This window comes from Parabacteroides sp. AF19-14 (genome assembly GCF_003635485.1).
GTDB lineage: Bacteria > Bacteroidota > Bacteroidia > Bacteroidales > Tannerellaceae > Parabacteroides > Parabacteroides distasonis.
In genome coordinates, this window is record NZ_QTMJ01000002.1 from 21080 (window position 1) to 41598 (window position 20519).

Below are 20519 nucleotides of genomic sequence, written 5' to 3' on the forward strand. Positions count from 1 at the left end.
CTTTATTTACATGGAATCTGTAATGAAAAAAACAGCCGCCACAAGCTTGTTAGCCTCTTGTGCGGTATCGCTGGCCTTGTTTTCCTCTTGTGCCAGTCAAGAACAAAACACACTTACTCCCGAGGAAATCGCCGACGGATGGGTTCTGCTTTTTGATGGAAAGACATTGGATGGTTGGAAAGATTACAACGGGACTACATTGACACAGCCTTGGCATGTAGTGGATGGTTGTATACAAGCCAAAGGAGATGGCAGCGACGCTAGTGGCTACATCGTAACCGATAAAGAGTATGAGAACTTCGAGCTTTCTTGGGACTGGAAATTGTCCAAGGGTGGCAATAGCGGTATGTTGTACCATGTGGTAGAGCGTCCCCAATTCGCTGTTCCTTACGTAACGGGGCCGGAGTATCAATTGATCGACGAGCCGAACTTCCCGGACCCATTGGAAGAGTGGCAGAAATTAGGTGTGGATTACGCGATGCATTTGCCGGATAAATCCAAGATGAAGGTGAATCCGCAAGGCGAATGGAACAACTCCAAGATCGTATTCGATAATGGACATGTGGAACATTGGTTGAACGGACAAAAGATCCTAGAGTTCGAGGCATGGACAGACGATTGGCACGCTAAGAAAAATAGCGGCAAATGGGCCAACGCACCGGAATACGGATTGGCGAAAAAAGGTGTGCTTTGCTTGCAAGATCATGGTTATCCCGCATCTTTCCGTAACTTGAAGATCAAGGAACTTCCTCGTAAGGCCGGTAAGGAAGTGAACTTGTTCAACGGCGTGGATTTGACGGGATGGGAACCATACGGTACGGAGAAATGGTACGTAAAAGACGGTTTATTGGTTTGCGAAAGTGGTCCCGATAAGCAATACGGTTATCTCGCTACCCGTGATTATTATGATGATTTTGATCTGACCGTAGAGTTTAAGCAAGAGGCTGACGGAAACTCCGGCGTATTCATCCGCTCTTTCGTTGAGGAAGGCGTGAAAGTAAACGGCTGGCAGGTAGAAGTAGCTCCGAAGGGTCACGATACAGGTGGTATCTATGAGTCGTACGGACGTGGCTGGTTGGTTCAGATTCCGGATGAGAAAGAGAATATCTTGAAAGAAAGCGATTGGAACACGATGCGTATCAAAGTACAAGGCGATAACGTACAGACTTGGCTGAACGGACAGGAAATGGTAAACTTGAATGATGAGAAGATCGGAGCGGGTAAAGGCCGCATCGCCCTTCAGATTCACGACGGTGGAGGCATCAAGGTTCTTTGGCGAAATTTAAAACTTACGACATTATAATAGAACGAAGCTAGATTATAAACCAAATAAGGTGTTTCAAAAGAAGTCTTTTTGAAGCACCTTATTTTTATCATTGATAACACCCTCTTTTATCACTGGATTTTATGAATAAACTTATCTTTACAGCTATCCTTTCGGGATTTGCCGGCCTCTACGCCATGGGCCAGAACGAGATCCGGCTTATGGACATGGACCTAAATAAATCCTACCAAACTTACGGTGGCGCCGTCAAAGGGAAATCAGTTACCAACGAGCCCGCCTCTATACAAGGAAAAACGTATGATGACGTGATCGGGGTACAAGCCAAAAGTCATATCAAGATCGATTTACACAAGAATGCGTCACGCTTTCAAGCGCAGGTCGGGATCGCCGACTCACATATCGATTATACGGATAAAAGCCTCACGGTTATCCCTTTTGTTGACGGAACGAAAATGTATTTCGATACCCGAAAAAACGCCAAGACATTTGTTGGTCTAGAAGGTAAAGACGGAAAAGTACATCCGGGCTCGGCCTTATTTATCTTGAAAGGAGATGACAAGGAGCTTTATAACAGCGGTATCGTCAAACTTGGCGATGCCCCGAAAACAATCGATATCCCCCTAAATGGCATAAAGATATTGGATCTTATTGTAGAGCCTACCGACGATGGACCTAGCGGAGATCATGCCTTATGGATCACGCCCCAAATAGAGTATATGGAGATCATCCCCTCGATCGTCTCCACGAGCTATCAAGGGAAAGGACCGGAAGTATCATCCGGTACGGAGAAGAAATTACTTGATAAAATCAAGCAATTACCCCAACAAGGGCTTCCTTTGGAAAACACCTCTTTCGACTGGCTTTTACAACCCTCACGATCAAAAGCCGGCATATATGCGACTCCAGATGGCAAAAGCATCTTATTGTCAAACGGAATGGTAGCACGTATGTTCCGTGTCTTGCCCAATCTTTCCACTCTCGATATCTTTAACCGGATGACCGGAGAAAGTATGCTTCGTGCCGTAAGTAGCGAAGGTAGTTTGACGATTGACGGGAAACGTTGGGAACTTGGCGGGCTGACCGGCCAGCCCGAGCGCGGATACTTCCAGATGGAATGGGTCGAGCAGATGACTACCCGCCCCGGTTCTTTTCTCATTGAGGATTTCCGCATAGAGGAGCTGCAGGAAGATATCAAATGGGCCAGAAGCCGCTGGGCACTGAATAAGGAGGTGCCCACAGGGAAAAGACTGACTTTCGTATTAAAAGGAGAGAAAGAAACAGAAGGTGTCACCGTAGAACTCCATTACGACTTATACGATCATATCCCGGTTATCCGGAAAAGTATGGAGGTTACCAACAATACCCCGCAGTCCATAAATATCGATGCCTTTCAATTGGAATATCTGGCATTCGCCGAACCGGAGTCGCCCGGCGGTGGAGATCCCTCCAAATTCAGGCTCCCGAACATACATATAGAAAGCGATTATGCTTGTGGCGGAGAGTTTACCGAGCGGGAAACCGATATCACGGAGAAATGGGTAGCCGATCCGGAATATACCTCCCAACGCAATTATCCTTTGCTCACGCCTTGCATATTAGACGTATCGCCTAAGCTAGGTCCCGATTATACCCTAGCGGCGGGCCAGGAGTTCAAGTCCTTCAGCGTATACGAGATGCCGTTCGACAGCGATGACCGGGAACGGAAGGGCTTGTTCAAACGACGCTTACATTATACGGTAGCTCCATGGGCTACGGAGAATCCGATCTTCATGCACCTTACCTCTTCCGATCCGGATGTTATTCGTACCGCTATCGATCAATGCGCTACCGTTGGATACGAGATGGTTATCATCAGCTTTGGATCCGGATTGAACGCCGAGGATATCTCAGAAGAAAATATCGCCAAATATAAATCTTTGGTGGATTACGCCCGCAACAAAGGTGTAGAGTTAGGGTGTTACTCCCTCTTATCAAGCCGTTGGATCAGCGACGAGGTAGATGTTATCAATCCCAAGACAGGTAAACGAGGGGGGATGCGCTTCGGTAGCGCTCCCTGCCTTTGCAGCGATTGGGGATATGAGTATTTCCATCATATACGAACCTTCTTCGAGCGTACGGGCATGCGTTGCTTCGAGCACGACGGCTCCTATCCCGGCGACGTATGTGCATCTACCCACCATACCTATCATAAAGGGCTGGAAGATTCCCAATGGAATCAGTTCCATAAGATAACCGATCTCTATCGTTGGATGTGCGAGAATGGCATTTATATCAATGTTCCCGATTTCTATTTCTTGAACGGGTCTACCAAGACAGGCATTGGTTACCGTGAAGCCAACTGGTCGCTTCCCCGGGATCGGCAGATCATCCATGCCCGCCAATTGAATTATGATGGTACATGGGATCGGATGGCTTCGGCATGCTGGAGCTTTGTTCCTCTCGTGGAGTATCAAGGAGGAGGAGAGGCCGCTACCTTGGAGCCCCTCCACGAACACTTGTTCGAATACAAAACACATATGATGCAAAATTACGGAGCTGGTGTCCAAGCTTGCTATCGAGGCCCACGTCTGTATGATACCCCAGAGACCCAAGCGGCCGTAACCGAGGTCATTCAATGGTATAAGAAATACCGCAATATACTCAACAGCGATATGATCCATTTACGCCGACCGGACGCACGAGACTGGGACGGGTTCATACACGTCAATCCCCACAAGAAGGAGAAAGGTCTAGCCATGTTCTTCAATCCGACCCATCAAGAGATCACCCGTACGATCCATATCCCACTCTATTATACCGGCCTGACACAAACAGCCCGCATCCGGGAAAAAGAGCAAAAGCCTGTCACCTACAAACTGAACCGGGACTATACGGTGGAGCTTACGGTTAAAATCCCTGCCAACGGATATACTTGGTATGTGGTTGAAGCAGCCGATTAGAACTAAAATGGCCGGGATAATCGCTACCCCGGCCATTTTATCTATCTATAGACTTCTTTATCTACGTCCGTTACCTAGATGTTTTCTGCCATGTTTATTCCCTTTAGGCTGCTGTTTCTCCAGATATTGTTTGTATTGTTCCTCTGTCAATATCTTTTTCATCTGGGCGTTCTTATCCTCACGCATGGCCAACATCTTTTCCCGTTGCTTCTCACGCTCAGCCTTCATCGCCTCACGTTCTTTCTGAGCCTTTTCCATATACTCTTTTTGAAGTTTACGGAACTCCACCGCTTGTTTCTCATCTAACTTCAAGTCGGCGATCATCTTCTCGCAACGTGCGGACGGATCCATCTTACGCTTGTCCATACGCCTGTTCTCACGAGCGAACACAGAAGTAGAACTCAACAATACAACCAAACACAATCCTATTACCTTTTTCATAAACTACTACTTATTACTTTTATTATAAATTACCTGTTTATGAAGCGCTTCGAAAGAATAGACATCGATAAAAAGGAAAGGTTTAATCGGAAATAACATTTAACATTTTACCACAGGCCATTTACCATCTCGGAATCTCCAAATCATCCTTACTGGGCAATGCCGGGAATTTAGCGTGTGGTTCCACCTGATACCAGAAAGTAGTCGATGAGATATCCGACTTTTGATTATTATACCTACCGTCGTGCCGCCAACCCAAATCTTGAATCGTAACCTTCAGATCCTTTTCAAAACGAACCGGGTCCAAGATATGCCAGCGATACAAGCCGAACGCCGTAACAGCCCGATATAGGCCATCCGGACGGATCACTTGGTGCATTCCCGCATAAGGAGTGGTGAATTCTTGGTATTGATGTGTTTTCTGATTCTCGAAGTTATACGAACCGCAGAAATAATCCTCCGTACCTGTTCCACAGATTGTCGGGTATTCCTTGTCGCCATCCATATAGAACTTGATCTCTCCTTCACCCCACCAACAGTTATCATTGACACGCCAAGCTAAATAAGTTCCGACATATTGTCCCTTTCCCTTGATTCCATCCACCAACGTATGGATAGAGCCTTGTGTCGGGTTGGAACGACGGAACTGCGCATGGAAATATCCCTCATCCTCCGGCACTTCCGTCAAGGTATAATTAATCTGGTAATACAAACGCATCTCTTCCGCATTATTAATATTCTCCAACGTTATACGTGCTTTCTTACGGAACGGCATCTTCCAGTAGCAATTGAAAGCGCTCCCGGGATTTACACAGACCGCCAACGAGGAAAGTTGGGCATACTCATTAAAAGCACTGGCGAAGAAATCCCCGACCGGACATTCAACCGAAGGCTCTTTCTCGTCGTCCCAATACATACGGAGTATCGAGAATCGCCAGTTGCCAGTGGGAGTCATCCATATCTGCTGGATAGCCCCCGGGCCATCAATCTCCGCGATAGTAACTGTCTCCCCCGGTTTCACGATAATAAAAGGATTTACTTTCCAGCCTTTCCCCAAATCTTTCGCTGGGCCAGCCGCATTCGCCTTATTCCGGACATCCTTATCTCTCACGGGATCAGCCATCGCTCCTTTCCCTTTCTCCCCCGTAAAATTCTCCGGACTGATCGAACGACTCTGCGCATTCGACAAACGAGAAAGGTTTCCCATATTCATATCCAACCCGTTAAAAGGATACCGCTGGGCATTCGCCCAAAAACTTAACAGCAAAAAGGCTAACAGCAAAACATTGATCTTCTTCATAATGACTTTTATTATTTAAAATTTATACATCGTCTACCTATCATCTGCCTCCAAAATTAAGATCCAATCATTTCCCCTCTCCCCCGCTTCTCCGGGCGCATTGAATGTACGAATTCCCTTATTCTCGACCGCTCCGATCAAAGTTCTCGCCCCATTCCTCGGATTGAACCAATAAGCTTTACCAAAAGATCGCAATTTACTCATTTGTATTCTTACATCCTGCCCTTGACTCAAATAAACTAAAATAAACACATAGCGAAAAAGTAAATTTGGGTAAAACGTAGCGAATTAGCTGATACAGCGTTCGTTACGCTTTGTTTTTCTATGGGACAGAGCCAACGAAATACCACCTCGAAGCCAAACAGCGCAGAAGTTCAGTTACCACCTCATTACCCCCGTAACGGGTGTGAATTTCTTGCTAAATGGTTCTGTTTCTGCGATTTGCGTAATTTTGCATAGCAGTCGGTAACTCACTAATAACTAATTTTGTAACCAAAAAAAGGAGTGAGTTATGCGTAGTACATTCAAGGTATTATTTTACGTGAAGAAAGGCAGCGAGAAGCCGAACGGCAACCTGCCTTTAATGTGCCGTATCACGGTGGACGGCGAGATTAAACAGTTCAGTTGCAAGATGGACGTTCCCCCACGGCTGTGGGACGTGAAGAACAACCGTGCTTCGGGCAAGAGCGTCGAAGCGCAGAGAATCAACCTTGCGGTAGATAAAATCCGTGTGGAAGTAAACCGCCGCTATCAAGAGTTAATGCAGACGGACGGTTATGTTACCGCCGCCAAACTCAAAGACGCCTATCTCGGTATCGGCGTCAAGCAGGAAACTTTGCTGAAGCTGTTCGAGCAGCACAACGCCGAGTTCGAGAAGAAAGTCGGGCACAGCAGGGCGCAGGGTACATTTACCCGTTATCGGACGGTCTGCAACCATATTCGGGAGTTCCTGCCCCATACCTACAAGCGTGAGGATATTCCATTAAAGGAACTCAACCTCACGTTCATCAACGACTTCGAGTATTTTCTGCGCACGGAGAAGAAATGCCGCACCAATACCGTGTGGGGCTACATGATTGTGTTGAAACACATCGTTTCCATAGCGAGGAACGACGGGCGTTTGCCCTTTAATCCCTTTGCGGGATATATCAACTCTCCCGAAAGCGTGGACAGGGGCTACCTCACCCAAACGGAGATACAGACGCTCATGAACGCACCGATGAAGAACGCCACCCACGAGCTTGTACGGGACTTGTTCGTCTTTTCTGTTTTCACGGGTTTGGCGTATTCGGACGTGAAGAACCTCACCGCCGACCGCCTGCAAACATTCTTCGACGGCAACCTGTGGATAATCACCCGAAGAAAGAAGACCAACACCGAATCGAACATCCGCCTTTTGGACGTTCCCAAGCGTATCATCGAGAAGTACAAGGGGCTGGCAAGGGACGGTCATGTTTTCCCCGTTCCGAACAACGGCAGTTGTAACAAGATACTCAAAGATATAGGCAGACAATGCGGCTTCAAGGTACGCTTGACCTACCATGTCGCACGCCACACGAACGCCACGACCGTACTTCTGTCGCACGGCGTACCCATCGAAACGGTGAGCCGCCTTTTGGGGCACACGAACATAAAGACCACCCAAATTTACGCCAAAATCACCGCCCAGAAGATAAGCCAAGACATGGAAACCTTGTCGCACAAGTTGGAAGATATGGAGAAGAATATCTGCCGAGCCATCTAATTAAGAACAGAATACCGATGAAAGAAGAAAGGAACATTATCACGATGGACGGGCAGGGCAATATCTCCCTGCCGAGCGATATAGGCGCAACCGCCATGACCGAGCGGGAAATCTGCGAACTGTTCGGGGTTATCGCCCCGACGGTTAGGGCAGGGATAAAGGCACTCTGCAAAAGCGGAGTTTTATCTATATATGACATAAAGCACATTATCCGCCTATCGGACAAATACAGCGCGGAGGTTTACAACCTCGAAACGATAGCCGCCCTCGCTTTCCGTGTCGAATCGTTCGGGGCGGCGAAAGTCCGCAGGGCATTATTAGAGAGGATTATACACGGGCGAAAAGAGAAAACGACGGTATTCGTGTCGGTTGTTTCGGACGGCAAGCCCAACAGCCGTTGGAAAGCATGATGATATACCAACATACCAACATGCAAACGTACCAGCATACCAGCATGCAAACATGCAAACCTATCACTATGGTGATATATATTGCAGGGTCTATTTCTCTTTTCAGAGGAAAGCGGAGCAATCGTTTTCGTTTACAAAGGCAAAGCAAGCACGGGGCTTTACGTCGGCTAAAAGGTCAGGCGGCTGCGCCGTTTCCCAATAAATCTTCCTCTCGCTTCGCTGCGAGCGTATTTATCGGGAAAACCTTGTATCCGACCGCCCCGTGCAAAAGAGCCTTTGAAAACGGAAACGACCGCCCCGCCACCCACCGACCGAAAGGAAAAAAATAAGGTGGGGTTACGGGCAAGCAGGCGGCAGGGACAGCCATAGCCGAAAGGCAGACGGGCAGGCAGACGGCACGCCGCAGGGTATTTACGGAGAAAATACCGTAGCTTATTAGGGAATTTTCCGAGCCGCAATACTACGTATCGCTGAAAATTCCCCAATAAGGCAAGGGGTAAGCCCCTCTGCACACCCCATCGGGGACGGCATTTGCCGCCCCGAAGATACGAAAAATCATTGTTTCACAAGTCAAGGAAGAAAGGAAAAATATATGGGTTTCGTAGTTTTACACATGGAAAAGGCGCACGGCAGCGACAGCGGAACGACCGCACATATCGAGCGTTTCATCATACCGAAGAACGCCGACCCCACACGCACGCACCTAAACCGCAGGCTTATCGAATACCCCGACGGGATAAAAGACCGTTCGGCGGCTATACAGCAGAGATTAGAAGAAGCGGGGCTGACACGCAAAATCGGAAGCAACCAAGTACGGGCAATCCGCATCAACGTATCGGGAACGCACGAGGACATGAAGCGGATAGAGGAAGAGGGGCGTTTGGACGAGTGGTGCGCCGACAATCTGAAATACTTCGCCGACACGTTCGGAAAGGAGAACATCGTGGCGGCTCACCTGCACAGGGACGAGGAAACGCCGCACATACACGTTACACTCGTCCCCATCGTCAAGGGAGAGCGCAAGCGCAGGAAAAGGGAGGAACAGACGAAGAAGCGATACCGCAAGAAGCCGACCGACACCGTGAGGCTGTGCGCAGACGATATTATGACACGGCTGAAATTGAAGTCCTACCAAGATACCTATGCCGTGGCGATGGCGAAATACGGGCTGCAAAGGGGCATAGACGGCTCGAAAGCTCGCCACAAGTCCACGCAGCAGTATTATCGGGATATACAGAAACTCTCCGACGACCTCAAAGCGGAAGTGGTGGATTTGCAGCAGCAGAAAGAAACGGCACAGGAGGAACTAAGACGGGCGAAAAAAGAAATACAGACCGAGAAGCTGAAAGGGGCGGCAACCACCGCAGCCGCCAACATCGCCGAGAGCGTCGGTTCTCTTTTCGGCAGTAACAAGGTCAAGACGCTGGAAAGGGAGAACACCGCCCTGCATAAGGAGGTAGCCGACCACGAGGAAACCATCGAAGCCCTGCAAGATAGGATACAGACCATGCAGGCAGACCACAGCAGGGAGATACGGGAAATGCAGCAAAAGCACGGCAGGGAGATAGCCGACAAGGACACAAGGCACAAGCAGGAAATATCGTTTCTGAAAACGGTAATCGCAAGGGCGGCAGCATGGTTTCCCTATTTCCGTGAAATGCTCCGTATCGAAAACCTCTGCCGCCTTGTCGGGTTCGATGAAAGGCAGACCGCAACGCTCGTCAAGGGAAAGCCGTTGGAGTATGCAGGGGAACTCTACTCGGAGGAACACGGACGGAAATTCACGACCGAAAGGGCAGGTTTCCAAGTGCTGAAAGACCCCACGGACGGGACTAAATTGGTTCTTGCCATCGACCGAAAGCCCATTGCCGAGTGGTTCAAGGAACAGTTCGAGAAGTTAAGGCAGAACATACGCCGACCTATACAACCGCAAAGGAAAGGCAAGGGATTCAAGCTATAAATGTTAAATCCTGCCCGATTTGCCGAAAAAAGTGCGGTACGCTGTTCGTGGTGTACTGCACTTTTTTTATATTTGTTCGCAAGGTGATATACTTGAAGAAAATAACAGCCGATTTCGCTGTTAGCACAATGTTATGCGGCAGCTTAAAAGACGACACCAAACCAGAAAAATCATCTTGACAACCACCCGACTTTGAACTACGAAGGATGAAATTTTTCAGGGACAACTTCCAGCATTTCCAAAAAACAGTTTACCCATTGACTTGGAGACAAACAAACAATTTGAGCATTAAGGTTTAAACCGAATTTTTCCGAAATTGACCTGACCTGACTTTTCCTGAAAATCGACTTTAAAGCTGTTTTTACAGATAAATCAGGTTTCTCTAACAGACAGGAAATAAATGCTAAGTATTTGGCTTTAAACTTAAAATCAAAAAATAACTGTTTTCTTTTAATGTTTAACAGGGCTGATTTGACAGTTGGCGGTGGAAAGAAACTTTCAGGACCTACCTCATAGACAAGTTTCAAATCAAAAAAAGTATGATAGAAAACGGTATATGGATTGTAAAGCTTCCTCGAAAATAACTTTTGTGTAGGTTCTAACTGAAGGACAATGGAACCTCCCAGAAAATTTCCAAGACTCTCAAACATCAGGATTTTGAAAATATCGGAAGTAATGCCATAAGGAATATTTGACACCACTTTGAAAGGAAATTTCGGAACTGCAAAATTCCTAAAATCACAACCGACAACTTGAACATTTCGGGCATCAGAAAATAATTTTCGTAAATGTTCAACCAAAGCTGTGTCGTTTTCAATAGCAACAACATTGTTGGCGATTTTTAATAAATGAACAGTAAGAAACCCCTTGCCTGCCCCAATATCTAAAACCGTATCCTGATTACTTATATTTGCTTGTCTTATTGCATCTTTTATTAGCACTTTATCAATAGTAAAGTGCTGACCCGTAAAACGAACGGGCAATTTCTTTTTTGTCATTAGTAACTTCTTACAGGTGAATACTTGACTGCAAATTTAGTAACTTTGCAGCAGAAATTAACGAGAAAGAAGAGAAAATGAAAACCGACCGCATAACATCACCTATACGCAAGCAGGGGTTTCGTGCTTCGTAGGACAGTTAAGTGGTAAATTTAAAGTTCAGTTCTTCGTAGGAAGTTCAGTGGTTAAAATCCCTGCCTGCGTATAGCTGAGAACCGTTATCAACCTCGAAAAGCAAAAATACAATGAATAGAATATTAACACTATACCTCTTTTTGCTATTGTGTGGCACGGCTTCCGCACAACAAATAGTAAAATGGGACGATTTACAGACTATAACGGATAACGCACGGCGCACGGTCTATTATGAAAAAGGCAGTAAACAGCCGTTGCAGGGAGAATATCGCATTATACGAGGGCTTGACGAGGAGCGTGTTAAACTTTCCGACGGCATAATAAACGGTGATTATCTCCGCTATCGTGATGGGGTACTGCGTGAATCGGGCATATATGCCAAAGGAAAGCGCAACGGCATATTCACGGAGTATTACCAAGATGGCGTTACTCCCCGAAAAGAAACACCCATGCAGCAAGGCAAGATAGACGGAACTGTAAAGACCTATTTTCGTAACGGCAAAATAGAAATCGAAAAGGAGTATAGGCAGAGTGTGGAGAGCGGACGGGAACGCCGCTTTGACAGCAAGACGGGTGAGCAGATTTTTGAATCTCATTATATAGACGGCAAAAAAGAGGGTGAGGAATGGGAAATATTCGAGGATGGGCGCACGCTTCGCAGCAGGACTACACGACACTACCGTAACGGAAAACTTGACGGCTTTTATCGTGTGGAATCGACACGGGACGGAAAACCCTATATAACCATCGAGGGGCAATACACCGACGGCGAGAAATCGGGACGTTGGAAACAGTACAACGCCACCGATGACACAACCCATGAATGGGATGAATGATTTTCTTTTTTCGCAAGTTGATTTTATAAAATTGCCACCGAAAGTTCGTACTTTCGGAAAAAGATGTTATATTTGCAAATGAAAGAGTTATTTGACAGCATAGCAACGCAAAACGCTGAAATTCGCACAGTTGCTAAATCGTTACTTCTATTTCTCAAATAATTCGCTAAAAGTTTATTTCTCAATCGGTTAAGTCAAACCGAGAAAAATCTAAAATAAAAAAATAAGAAGAGGTTATTTCCTCTTGAAAAGCAGGGTAACCGCATCATTTTTTACAGGAGACCGTTTGACTTTTACTACCTACTTCCCTATAAGATATATACTGATGAAGTAAATTAAGTAATACTTCATCGGTAAAGGAGATCTAGTACGTGGATCGGAATCAGAAGGTAATCAACGAAATTCCAAACTAACCGAATAAAGTCCTGTGTCAGACAAACAGAACAAATCGGAAACTTTTTCAAGCTGCCGATTCATTTTTTCAGGCTATAGCTTATTCCCAACTCGCATTAATAAGCTTGATATTTCCCATTAACAAACACATCCTTCACCGCATTCAAATAGCCGAAACCATACTTCACATCCGGTAAGAGGTAAGCTCCTTCCACCCATTCATTCCAAGCATAAACCGTGATTAGTTTAGGCTGTTCCGGATGCCTGTCACAATACTCTTTCGCCTTTTGCAAGAAAGCGGTGAAAGCCTCTGGGGATTGATTAAAATGCACCACGTCCTTCTGTGTTTTACGCGGGAAACGTGGCGTATCGTCCCAACCTATAGATGCGTTGGGGAAATAAGGGATAGAAACGGCTTCGCTCCATTTCTCCAAACGCTCGAAAGCCTCTTTTCCCCATTGAATGTAATCTTCCGGATGTGGGCCTCCCCAATTATACAAAGTTAAGCTATTAATACCTAACATCTCTATTTGCTTCAAGAAATCAGCATTCAGTACACCACCCGTCATTAATTGAACATGCAATCCGGGGGAACCAGCTTTCTTAACTTCCTCCCTGAAATAGTCCAAACCTTTGCGAGTTTCCTCCAATGAACCGAATGTTTTGATCAAATTGTCCGTACTAAAAACAGAGAAGACAGGTTCCCCATTTATCTTATAATAATTGGGGCGTTTGAAATATTGATCAATAATGCGCTTCACGATGATCTTGAAATTGGGCCAATCAATCGCCCCATTCCACAGACGAGAGTTATCCTCCTTATAACGATGTACATTCCAGTAATTACGAGCCACATCGTGATCGGCCCACATAATATAGAAATTCATCTTTTGGTTGTTCTTGGCTTTCAGGAAACCATCATTCTAACATCCCTCCAAGAACGGTCCATTGTTGAACCAATACCAATCAAAAATAAACGTATTCACCCCATGATCCGTGGCGGCCTCGATCCAACGCTCCATCACCTTGGGATCGTTATCCAACTCATAACCCCATAAGGGAATCTTAGGCTGGTAATGCCCCGGAAACCGGGGATTACCTTTCTTGATGATCTCCCACTCACCCGTCTTCTCTGGCCATAATACTTCCCGTCCCATCGGGTCATCATGACAGGAAGGCCAAATATAAGCCGCAACTGTATATTCGGATGTCTTTCCCGAATGTCTCACGTTTTCATTTCCATTGTTATCAGCCTTTACACCAAGGCTCACCAATACTAACGCTAACAAAGTACCATAAAATACACTACATTTTCTCATAATGATTTTTAAGGAAAATCCTATTCAAGAATAGTATTTAATTAAGAATAATCCACTTATGATATGTTTTACAAATATGAGGTAATGACTTGGCAATGGTCATAACTTCTGCGATATGCAGTGCTTTTCTGTCAAATAACTCTGTATGTGTGCAAAGATACTATTTTCTGTTGAACATATGGTCTGTTATCAAGTAAAATTTGGAGGTTTTGCACTCGTTAAGTGATGTGCGTGATTCTGATGAAAGAAAAACAGAATGTCCGAGTAATAAAAACATCGGCAGACCTACAAAGAGGTTGCCGATGTTGCTAATGGAGCGTGTGATTGGTAGATTGAGTAGAACAAGAAAATGTATGCTGAGGTAACTTCTTCTTTATTGGTCATCAGCAATGACCCTTAATGTGAAGATAAAAATCATAGAATTTCATCTTGATATTATCTCGTACTCTACGGAACTCGTTTTTAATAAAATCGGGTGTTCCTGTTACATCGGAAGGGTCGTCAAAGCCGATGTGCAAGCGATGTTTGACATGTCCTGCAAATACCGGGCAGGTTTCATTGGCATTTCCGCATACCGTTATTACATAATCCCATTCTTGGGTAAGGTATTGCCTTACATCTGTGGGAGTATGTTCGGATATGTCTATGCCTATTTCACGCATTACCGCTATGGCATTAGGGTTTACTTGTTCAACAGGATGTGTGCCTGCCGAACAGACCTCAATCGTATCATCCAATGATTGCAAAATGCCATGAGCCATCTGACTGCGGCAACTATTTCCTGTACAAAGTATCAATACTCTCATAATTTCTAAAATAGATTTCCATATATAAAGCCTGAAACCGTTGCCATTACGATTACAAGAGTAACATATACAATGGTCTTCTTTGTACCCATTACACCACGGATGACCAACATATTCGGAAGAGACAATGACGGACCAGCCAACAGCAATGCCAGTGCCGGACCTTTACCCATGCCGGAAGCTAACAGACCTTGAATGATTGGAACTTCGGTCAATGTGGCGAAATACATAAATGCACCTGTAAACGATGCAAAGAAGTTAGACAAAAGCGAATTACCCCCGACTGCCCATTCTATCCAACTGTTCGGAATGACACCTGCAATGGCTGTATTGTCGTGCGTTGAGCCAAGCAGGAAACCTGCTGTCACTACACCTATAGCCAGCAACGGCAATATCTGTTTGGCGAAGCCCCACGAGGATATTGCCCATTCCCTGTTTTCTTCATCCTGTTTGTCAAAGAGCAGGATGACGGCGAGAGCGGTAATCGCAACAATCATCGGCACAAGTGGAATCAGTTTTGTATCATCAATAAACAGATTGGCAAGGATGACGGAAACGGCAGTAGCCATCGCGCCAAGTACCACCCCAAGCACTCGCAGTTTCAGTATTCGGACAAGCGACCAGCAAAGCAACAGCGACAATGCACCGACAATATACCACTTGTAAGTGAATATATAATACCAGAGTCCAGTATCTGACGAAGCAGGTGCGCCCCAGTTTGCAAATACAAGGATAAGAACCAGCGTAAAGAAATGGAACGAAGTCTGCCACATCGGACGTTTTTCTGGGGGCGGAACGATATTCATCTGTTCCTCTTTCTTGGCTTTCTCTTCCTTGCGGAAAATGAATGACATTGCCAATCCGATGATAACGGAGAATAGTACAGCACCGATTATTCGTGCCACCCCCATTTCAAAGCCCAAAATACGAGCCGTCAGTATAATCGACAGAATGCTTATTGCCGGACCGGAATACAGGAATGCCACTGCCGGACCCAATCCTGCACCACGTTTGTAGATGCTTGTGAACAATGGCAGTATAGTACACGAACATACTGCAAGGATTCCACCAGAAATGGCTGCTACCGTATAGGAGAGCCATTTCTTGGCATTAGCCCCGAAGTATTTGAGTACCGAACCCTGACTTACGAATACGGCAATTACTCCGGCAATGAAGAAGGCTGGCAGCAAGCACAAAACCACGTGCTCCCTTGCATACCACTTCGCAAGGTCAAGCGTTGCAGTGACGGCTGTCATGAACCGTTCGCTGTCAAGTGGCAGAAAGAATACTGCCACAAAAACAGCGACAATCCATAACAGAATTTTCAACTCCTTTTTTAACTCCATACAAGACAGATTAAATTCCCAACAGTTGTTTTACTTCACTTTCAGACGGAACATGTCCCTTTATTTTGACAGTACCGTCCACTACAACCGCAGGAGTTGCCATAATGTTGTAGCTCATTATTTCGGCAATGTCCTCTATTTTCGTAAGCTTCACATCAAGTTTGTTTTCGCTGACCACTCTCTCAATAACTTGATAGGTTGATTTGCATTTGGCGCACCCCGGTCCCAATATCTTGATTTCCGTTACCCCTGAATTATTTGCAGATGACTTATCTCCGCAGCAACAAGACGTTTCTGGTTTTTCGGGCTCTTCTATTATCAGATTACTGCCACATGAACACGAGCAAGGCTTCGGAGAGAATAATGAAGCCCAGAATCCTTTTTTGTTTTCTTTTTTTGTTTCCATATTCTTTTGATATTTAATTGTCTTACAATAATATGTTAAATAAATAACCTGTAATTACAGCCGTAAGGAATATTACAACGACAATCGTTGCGACCAATTTCTTACGGAAAATGCTTGCAAGCATTGTCATTTCCGGAATTGCCATACCTGCACCGCCAATAACCAACGCTATCACAGTGCCGATGCTCATACCCTTAGCCATCAGTGCGACCCCGATAGGGATTGCCGTTTCAGCACGGATATACAACGGTATGCCCAATACGGCTGCGATAGGAATGGCAAACAGATTGTCTGGTCCGGCTATCTTCAGCACAAAATCTTGTGGCATATAGCCGTATATCCCTGCTCCGAGTGCGACTCCAATTAACAAGTAACCTAAAATAGGGCGCAGACTGTCCCAAGCCGAAACGAATGCTTCTCTCAGTTTACGCTTTATAGTCCATTGTCTTTTGTCCTCACTGCCTACGTTATGTTCGTTACGGAGACGTACGTTTTTCACATACTTCTGCATCCCCATTTTTTCCAATACCACACCGAACAGGACCGAGGCGGCGAAAGCAATAATGAAATATGCAAGCATCGCCTTTACACCGACCATTGCCCCCAACATTCCTATTATTATAGGATTGAGCAGCGGAGAAGCTATAAGGAATGACATGGTACTTCCAAAAGGAACTCCGGCATTGAGGAAACCGACTGTCATCGGAATGGTGGAACAGGCGCAAAATGGGGTGAGTGCCCCGAATCCTGCTGCCATGACATTGCCTAAGATTCCACGTCCAGAAAGCCATTGCTTGATTTTGTCTTGCGGAATATACATCAGTATTATTTCGACAACCGCACTGATCAGCAGGAACAGTGCTATCAATTCTGCCGTGATAAACACGAAGTATTTTAATGTTTCTATCAAAGTGTTCATTGCATCCTTGGTTAATTAAAACATTACGATACAATAATATACTCCTATTCCTACGAACAGGCAACCAACAATTCCATTCAGCCATTTCTGTACGGTCTGCATCTTGCCGTAGAAACTGCCGATGTGCTGGACACTGAACGCCAATATCCAAGCGACCACCAAAACAGGCAATGCCGTAGCAATGGCAAACAATATCGGCAACAGATAACCCATCGTTGCTGTGGCAGACATCGGTATCAGCATACCGAAATAGAACACACCGCTTGTAGGGCAGAATGCCATAGCGAACAGCATTCCAAGAGCCAATGCTCCCCAACCGCCCTTTCGTGCCAGGCTTTCACCATTACCTTTGAATCCGAAAGAGGGCAATTTGAGTTTGTTACCGAACAGAATGAACATCCCGGTCAGAAGTAATGCCGGACCGAGAATCAATTCTCCATATTTGCCTATGAATTTCTGGATACCGAACAGACTTGCCCCTTCTTTCAGTATAAGAATCAAGATGACACCTAATACGGTATAGGCGATGACGCGACCCAAGGTGTATAAAAGACCGTTACGAAAGATGCGTTGCCTGTTCTTGATGTCTTTGCTTATAAAACCGATTGCCGCTATATTTGTAGCCAACGGACAAGGCGATACCGCTGTAAGTAATCCTAACAGGAATGCCGTCAGTGTCGGTGTTGTGCTGCTATCCAATAAAGTCTGTAGCCAGTCCATATATGATTATTTCAAGGCGGTTCGGATTTTACTATTTATCTCGCTTTTGAATGCATCTGGGTTCTTACGAGCATTGGCAAAGGCATATTCGGTAAGGTTCTCATAGGTTTCTTTCCCGTCTATCCACTTGCTGATGAACAAGGAAGACCATGTAACCTCGTATTTCTCGGCAATCTTTTCATTCTCCGGTTTGGAAATGTCAATTGCCTTGAAAACCACAGTACCGTTCTTAATTTCTTCTGCGAATTGTGCTTCAATGACTTCTTTGGCGTTTTTCTCTATCGCCATACAGGTGGCACATCTCTGTTTACCGTGAAAATACAGAATTTCCACACGGTTGTTCACTTCTTGTGATTGTGTCTGTTCCACTTTCACAGTGTCGTTCTTTTTTGCATCGTTGTTTCCGCAAGCGGTCAGTCCGAAGCAAACGACAAAAGCCAAAATCAGTTTGTTCATACTTCTTCTTTTATTTGATTAAACTTATGTTTGTATTTCGTAAAACAACGAACATTTGGGATAAAAAAGAATTGCGATTACTTGCAACATCTTTCTTTTTCGCATAGGCATTGCCCAAAAAATTCGGTGAAGAGCATAGAGGCAATCTTCCAATTTTCACGGTTGATGCAGTATTTTACTTTGGGAGTTTCTATTTCTCCCTGTATCAATCCTGCATCTTTCAGCTCTTTCAGATGCTGAGAAACAGTTGCTTTAGAAATCGGCAGTACCTCATGTATATCTCCGAAAAAACACGTATTTTGCTTTATCAGAAATTCAAGAATTGCCATTCTCGCTGGATGTCCCATTGCTTTGGCGAACCGGGCAAGTTGCTCTTGAGTTGTAGTATATTCTTTATTATCCATTTTCACGGTGTTGTTTGTTGTTCGCAAAATTACGAACATATTTCGGAATGCGCAAGTGTTTCCGATTATTTTTATTTGTGCAGTATCATTTTAACTTATCTTTAGTCGAAAAGAGATAAGAGCGAATACAATCCAATAATTCACCCTTATCTCTTTGTTTTGTTTTTATCCCGTTCGGATGGATTTCATCTTTCGCACATAATCCCGAACGTCCGATTATAATATAGTCGCCGATGAAATTTTCCACCGGACTATGTTCTATGGTTGTTACAATCTCATTCCTCGTTTGCGTTTCTTCTTTCTACGAAGTATCTCTGCCATTTCCTGATTGGCTTCTACATCAGCAGCGTTGCAAGAAGAATCACTACCGTTCAGCAATCCCAATGAACCGTTGAAGAACTCACTTTGTGCTATGCTGGATGGTGTACTTGGTGTAGCAACTTCATATTCGTTGGTCATCATTCCTTTCCGTTCCCTGCATCTGTTACTCTGCAAAGCTGCGTCAATCTTGGAATAGCTGAAACGCCTATCCACCTTGGACCCGTTGAAGTGGTAGCCGTTCTTGGTGAACACTACGCCTTGTATCTCGTCCGTCTGTCCTCTGTGGCTGAAATGCACTTCCACTCCTTGCCGTTTTAGATTTGCGACAAGCACGCCCCAGTTTCCACATATGCCGACTTCCGTTTTAAGGATGTCGTAAAGCTCGTACTTTGTCTTATCCGGCTCTTTCAATCGGTTGCGTTTGACATTCTCCTTCCCGTTTGCCATGTGCAAGCCATATATCAAGGTTAGTTCCTTGCAGATACGGGTACTGCGCAGACGCTCGTGCCTGTCGGATATGGTATTGCCGTTGTTGTCTATGCGGTTGAAGGCGATATGCACGTGCGGATGCTCCTTGTCGAAATGACGGGCGATGAAGAACTGCGTGTCCTTGATTCCCATCCGTTCCATATATTCAAGTGCGATACCTCCCATGACACAGTTCGTCAGACGTGGCTCATCCTCTTTGGAAAAACTCAATGCGATATGCCCGACAGGTTTCGCCACATTGCCGTTCATCAGCGACTGGGCATTGAAACTCATGGCAATGGTTTCCTTGTTCTCCATAAACAAGCCATCATATGCGACAACTTGGGCATTCTTTCCTTTATCAAGGATATAATCCACCACACCCTTGAAGTCGCTTCCCTTTACGATTTTCGCCATCATATCCCTATCTTGGTTAAGAGTTCGTGAATCCTTGCCACTGCCACCTTGCAGTCCCACCGTTCATCGTGGAAGCCTCCGGCGTTAGCCTTGTGCGCAAGCTGGTTGAGATTGTTCGCCATGCCACAGAGTTGGCGGATGTATCCGGCGTGTTCCTCAGACAGTCGTTCTTTCACATGACCGTTCCGGAAACACCCCCTCATATATTCACTCGGTGATACACCAGCCTCATGCGCCCGTGTCAGCAGACGGTAGTAGTCGGCTGTCGCCATCTTCACCGCGACACGGTATTTCAGTTTCTCGGTCGCTTCCTTCTTGGGGCGACCACCCTTGTTACGTTCCTTGTTCTGTTCCATATTTCGTTTCTTCTAATTCTGTTACTGATTATACTGTATAGACCAACGGGATGCCATCTTCCGAAACTTGGGAAGTGGGTAGCAAGCGGTTTCGGTACGCCCGAAACACAAACTTGCTACCTCCCAATCCTTATGGAATG

19 protein-coding genes and 1 pseudogene are annotated in these 20519 nt (G+C 45.5%); 6 read left to right on the forward strand and 14 right to left on the reverse strand.

Going from position 1 to position 20519, the window contains the following annotated elements:
* Nucleotides 1-10 precede the first annotated feature (10 nt).
* Together DWX33_RS01930 and DWX33_RS01935 are read left to right on the forward strand one after the other, a co-directional pair.
* Nucleotides 11-1303, forward strand: a complete 1293-nt coding sequence (locus DWX33_RS01930) for a DUF1080 domain-containing protein (RefSeq protein ID WP_122379750.1) — start codon at nucleotides 11-13, stop codon at nucleotides 1301-1303.
* Nucleotides 1304-1407: 104 nt separating this feature from the next.
* Nucleotides 1408-4224, forward strand: coding sequence for an NPCBM/NEW2 domain-containing protein (locus tag DWX33_RS01935; RefSeq protein ID WP_122379751.1), 2817 nt, complete (start codon nucleotides 1408-1410; stop codon nucleotides 4222-4224).
* 57 nt (nucleotides 4225-4281) lie between these two features.
* Here DWX33_RS01935 and DWX33_RS01940 read toward each other — a convergent pair whose 3' ends face one another.
* The 3 genes from DWX33_RS01940 to DWX33_RS01950 form a co-directional block, all read right to left on the reverse strand.
* Nucleotides 4282-4665 carry a hypothetical protein gene (locus DWX33_RS01940; RefSeq protein WP_005861419.1) on the reverse strand — a complete coding sequence of 128 codons (384 nt, stop codon included), beginning with the start codon at nucleotides 4663-4665 and terminating at the stop codon, nucleotides 4282-4284.
* 121 nt (nucleotides 4666-4786) lie between these two features.
* Nucleotides 4787-5965, reverse strand: a complete 1179-nt coding sequence (locus DWX33_RS01945; RefSeq protein ID WP_057328096.1) for a glycoside hydrolase family 172 protein — start codon at nucleotides 5963-5965, stop codon at nucleotides 4787-4789.
* Nucleotides 5966-5998: 33 nt separating this feature from the next.
* Nucleotides 5999-6217, reverse strand: coding sequence for a putative collagen-binding domain-containing protein (locus DWX33_RS01950; protein ID WP_255419320.1), 219 nt, complete (start codon nucleotides 6215-6217; stop codon nucleotides 5999-6001).
* Between the two features lie 259 nt (nucleotides 6218-6476).
* On the opposite strand from DWX33_RS01950, the gene DWX33_RS01955 reads away from it, so the two are divergent.
* From DWX33_RS01955 to mobV, 3 genes are all read left to right on the forward strand, one after another.
* Entirely contained in the window at nucleotides 6477-7709 is a 1233-nt protein-coding gene (locus DWX33_RS01955; RefSeq protein ID WP_004293706.1) for a site-specific integrase, read from the forward strand.
* A 17-nt stretch (nucleotides 7710-7726) separates the two neighbouring features.
* Nucleotides 7727-8119: a hypothetical protein gene (locus tag DWX33_RS01960; RefSeq protein WP_004293707.1), complete on the forward strand. Its 393-nt coding sequence runs from the start codon at nucleotides 7727-7729 to the stop codon at nucleotides 8117-8119.
* A 592-nt stretch (nucleotides 8120-8711) separates the two neighbouring features.
* On the forward strand, nucleotides 8712-10079 hold the full coding sequence (gene mobV, locus DWX33_RS01970; RefSeq protein WP_008999098.1) for a MobV family relaxase: 1368 nt from the start codon (nucleotides 8712-8714) through the stop codon (nucleotides 10077-10079).
* Between the two features lie 197 nt (nucleotides 10080-10276).
* Here mobV and erm(F) read toward each other — a convergent pair whose 3' ends face one another.
* A complete protein-coding gene (gene erm(F) / locus DWX33_RS01975; protein ID WP_004295323.1) occupies nucleotides 10277-11077 on the reverse strand; it encodes a 23S rRNA (adenine(2058)-N(6))-methyltransferase Erm(F) in 801 nt (266 codons plus the stop codon).
* Between the two features lie 245 nt (nucleotides 11078-11322).
* On the opposite strand from erm(F), the gene DWX33_RS01980 reads away from it, so the two are divergent.
* Nucleotides 11323-12048, forward strand: coding sequence for a toxin-antitoxin system YwqK family antitoxin (locus DWX33_RS01980; RefSeq protein ID WP_004293712.1), 726 nt, complete (start codon nucleotides 11323-11325; stop codon nucleotides 12046-12048).
* A 509-nt stretch (nucleotides 12049-12557) separates the two neighbouring features.
* On the opposite strand, the pseudogene DWX33_RS01990 reads toward DWX33_RS01980, so the two are convergent.
* The 10 genes and pseudogenes from DWX33_RS01990 to DWX33_RS02035 form a co-directional block, all read right to left on the reverse strand.
* Nucleotides 12558-13760: pseudogene (locus DWX33_RS01990) on the reverse strand (glycoside hydrolase family 99-like domain-containing protein).
* 383 nt (nucleotides 13761-14143) lie between these two features.
* Nucleotides 14144-14566, reverse strand: coding sequence for an arsenate reductase ArsC (locus DWX33_RS01995; protein ID WP_011967356.1), 423 nt, complete (start codon nucleotides 14564-14566; stop codon nucleotides 14144-14146).
* 5 nt (nucleotides 14567-14571) lie between these two features.
* A complete protein-coding gene (locus tag DWX33_RS02000; protein WP_011967355.1) occupies nucleotides 14572-15912 on the reverse strand; it encodes a permease in 1341 nt (446 codons plus the stop codon).
* Nucleotides 15913-15922: 10 nt separating this feature from the next.
* Nucleotides 15923-16150 carry a thioredoxin family protein gene (locus tag DWX33_RS22690; protein WP_041525701.1) on the reverse strand — a complete coding sequence of 76 codons (228 nt, stop codon included), beginning with the start codon at nucleotides 16148-16150 and terminating at the stop codon, nucleotides 15923-15925.
* A 190-nt stretch (nucleotides 16151-16340) separates the two neighbouring features.
* Complete coding sequence (locus DWX33_RS02010) at nucleotides 16341-17237, reverse strand: permease (RefSeq protein ID WP_011967353.1); 897 nt, start codon at nucleotides 17235-17237, stop codon at nucleotides 16341-16343.
* A gap of 15 nt (nucleotides 17238-17252) precedes the next feature.
* Nucleotides 17253-17957 (reverse strand): aromatic aminobenezylarsenical efflux permease ArsG family transporter, encoded by a 705-nt coding sequence (locus tag DWX33_RS02015; RefSeq protein ID WP_011967352.1) that lies wholly within the window; start codon nucleotides 17955-17957, stop codon nucleotides 17253-17255.
* A gap of 6 nt (nucleotides 17958-17963) precedes the next feature.
* Nucleotides 17964-18413 carry a nitrophenyl compound nitroreductase subunit ArsF family protein gene (locus tag DWX33_RS02020; RefSeq protein WP_011967351.1) on the reverse strand — a complete coding sequence of 150 codons (450 nt, stop codon included), beginning with the start codon at nucleotides 18411-18413 and terminating at the stop codon, nucleotides 17964-17966.
* Nucleotides 18414-18490: 77 nt separating this feature from the next.
* Entirely contained in the window at nucleotides 18491-18817 is a 327-nt protein-coding gene (locus DWX33_RS02025) for a helix-turn-helix transcriptional regulator (RefSeq protein WP_041525699.1), read from the reverse strand.
* Between the two features lie 267 nt (nucleotides 18818-19084).
* Nucleotides 19085-20026 carry a relaxase/mobilization nuclease domain-containing protein gene (locus DWX33_RS02030; RefSeq protein WP_011967349.1) on the reverse strand — a complete coding sequence of 314 codons (942 nt, stop codon included), beginning with the start codon at nucleotides 20024-20026 and terminating at the stop codon, nucleotides 19085-19087.
* On the reverse strand, nucleotides 20023-20379 hold the full coding sequence (locus DWX33_RS02035) for a MobC family plasmid mobilization relaxosome protein (RefSeq protein ID WP_011967348.1): 357 nt from the start codon (nucleotides 20377-20379) through the stop codon (nucleotides 20023-20025). Before DWX33_RS02035 ends, DWX33_RS02030 begins: the two co-directional genes overlap by 4 nt.
* Between the last annotated feature and the right edge of the window lie 140 nt (nucleotides 20380-20519).

Bases quoted from the DNA above. Each gene is read 5' to 3' on its own strand.
- DWX33_RS01930 (WP_122379750.1), top strand. From the start codon at position 11: ATGGAATCTGTAATGAAAAAAACAGCCGCCACAAGCTTGTTAGCCTCT.
- DWX33_RS01935 (WP_122379751.1), top strand. From the start codon at position 1,408: ATGAATAAACTTATCTTTACAGCTATCCTTTCGGGATTTGCCGGCCTC.
- DWX33_RS01940 (WP_005861419.1), bottom strand. From the start codon at position 4,665: ATGAAAAAGGTAATAGGATTGTGTTTGGTTGTATTGTTGAGTTCTACT.
- DWX33_RS01945 (WP_057328096.1), bottom strand. From the start codon at position 5,965: ATGAAGAAGATCAATGTTTTGCTGTTAGCCTTTTTGCTGTTAAGTTTT.
- DWX33_RS01955 (WP_004293706.1), top strand. From the start codon at position 6,477: ATGCGTAGTACATTCAAGGTATTATTTTACGTGAAGAAAGGCAGCGAG.
- DWX33_RS01960 (WP_004293707.1), top strand. From the start codon at position 7,727: ATGAAAGAAGAAAGGAACATTATCACGATGGACGGGCAGGGCAATATC.
- mobV (WP_008999098.1), top strand. From the start codon at position 8,712: ATGGGTTTCGTAGTTTTACACATGGAAAAGGCGCACGGCAGCGACAGC.
- DWX33_RS01980 (WP_004293712.1), top strand. From the start codon at position 11,323: ATGAATAGAATATTAACACTATACCTCTTTTTGCTATTGTGTGGCACG.
- DWX33_RS01995 (WP_011967356.1), bottom strand. From the start codon at position 14,566: ATGAGAGTATTGATACTTTGTACAGGAAATAGTTGCCGCAGTCAGATG.
- DWX33_RS02000 (WP_011967355.1), bottom strand. From the start codon at position 15,912: ATGGAGTTAAAAAAGGAGTTGAAAATTCTGTTATGGATTGTCGCTGTT.
- DWX33_RS02010 (WP_011967353.1), bottom strand. From the start codon at position 17,237: ATGAACACTTTGATAGAAACATTAAAATACTTCGTGTTTATCACGGCA.
- DWX33_RS02015 (WP_011967352.1), bottom strand. From the start codon at position 17,957: ATGGACTGGCTACAGACTTTATTGGATAGCAGCACAACACCGACACTG.
- DWX33_RS02020 (WP_011967351.1), bottom strand. From the start codon at position 18,413: ATGAACAAACTGATTTTGGCTTTTGTCGTTTGCTTCGGACTGACCGCT.
- DWX33_RS02025 (WP_041525699.1), bottom strand. From the start codon at position 18,817: ATGGATAATAAAGAATATACTACAACTCAAGAGCAACTTGCCCGGTTC.
- DWX33_RS02030 (WP_011967349.1), bottom strand. From the start codon at position 20,026: ATGATGGCGAAAATCGTAAAGGGAAGCGACTTCAAGGGTGTGGTGGAT.
- DWX33_RS02035 (WP_011967348.1), bottom strand. From the start codon at position 20,379: ATGGAACAGAACAAGGAACGTAACAAGGGTGGTCGCCCCAAGAAGGAA.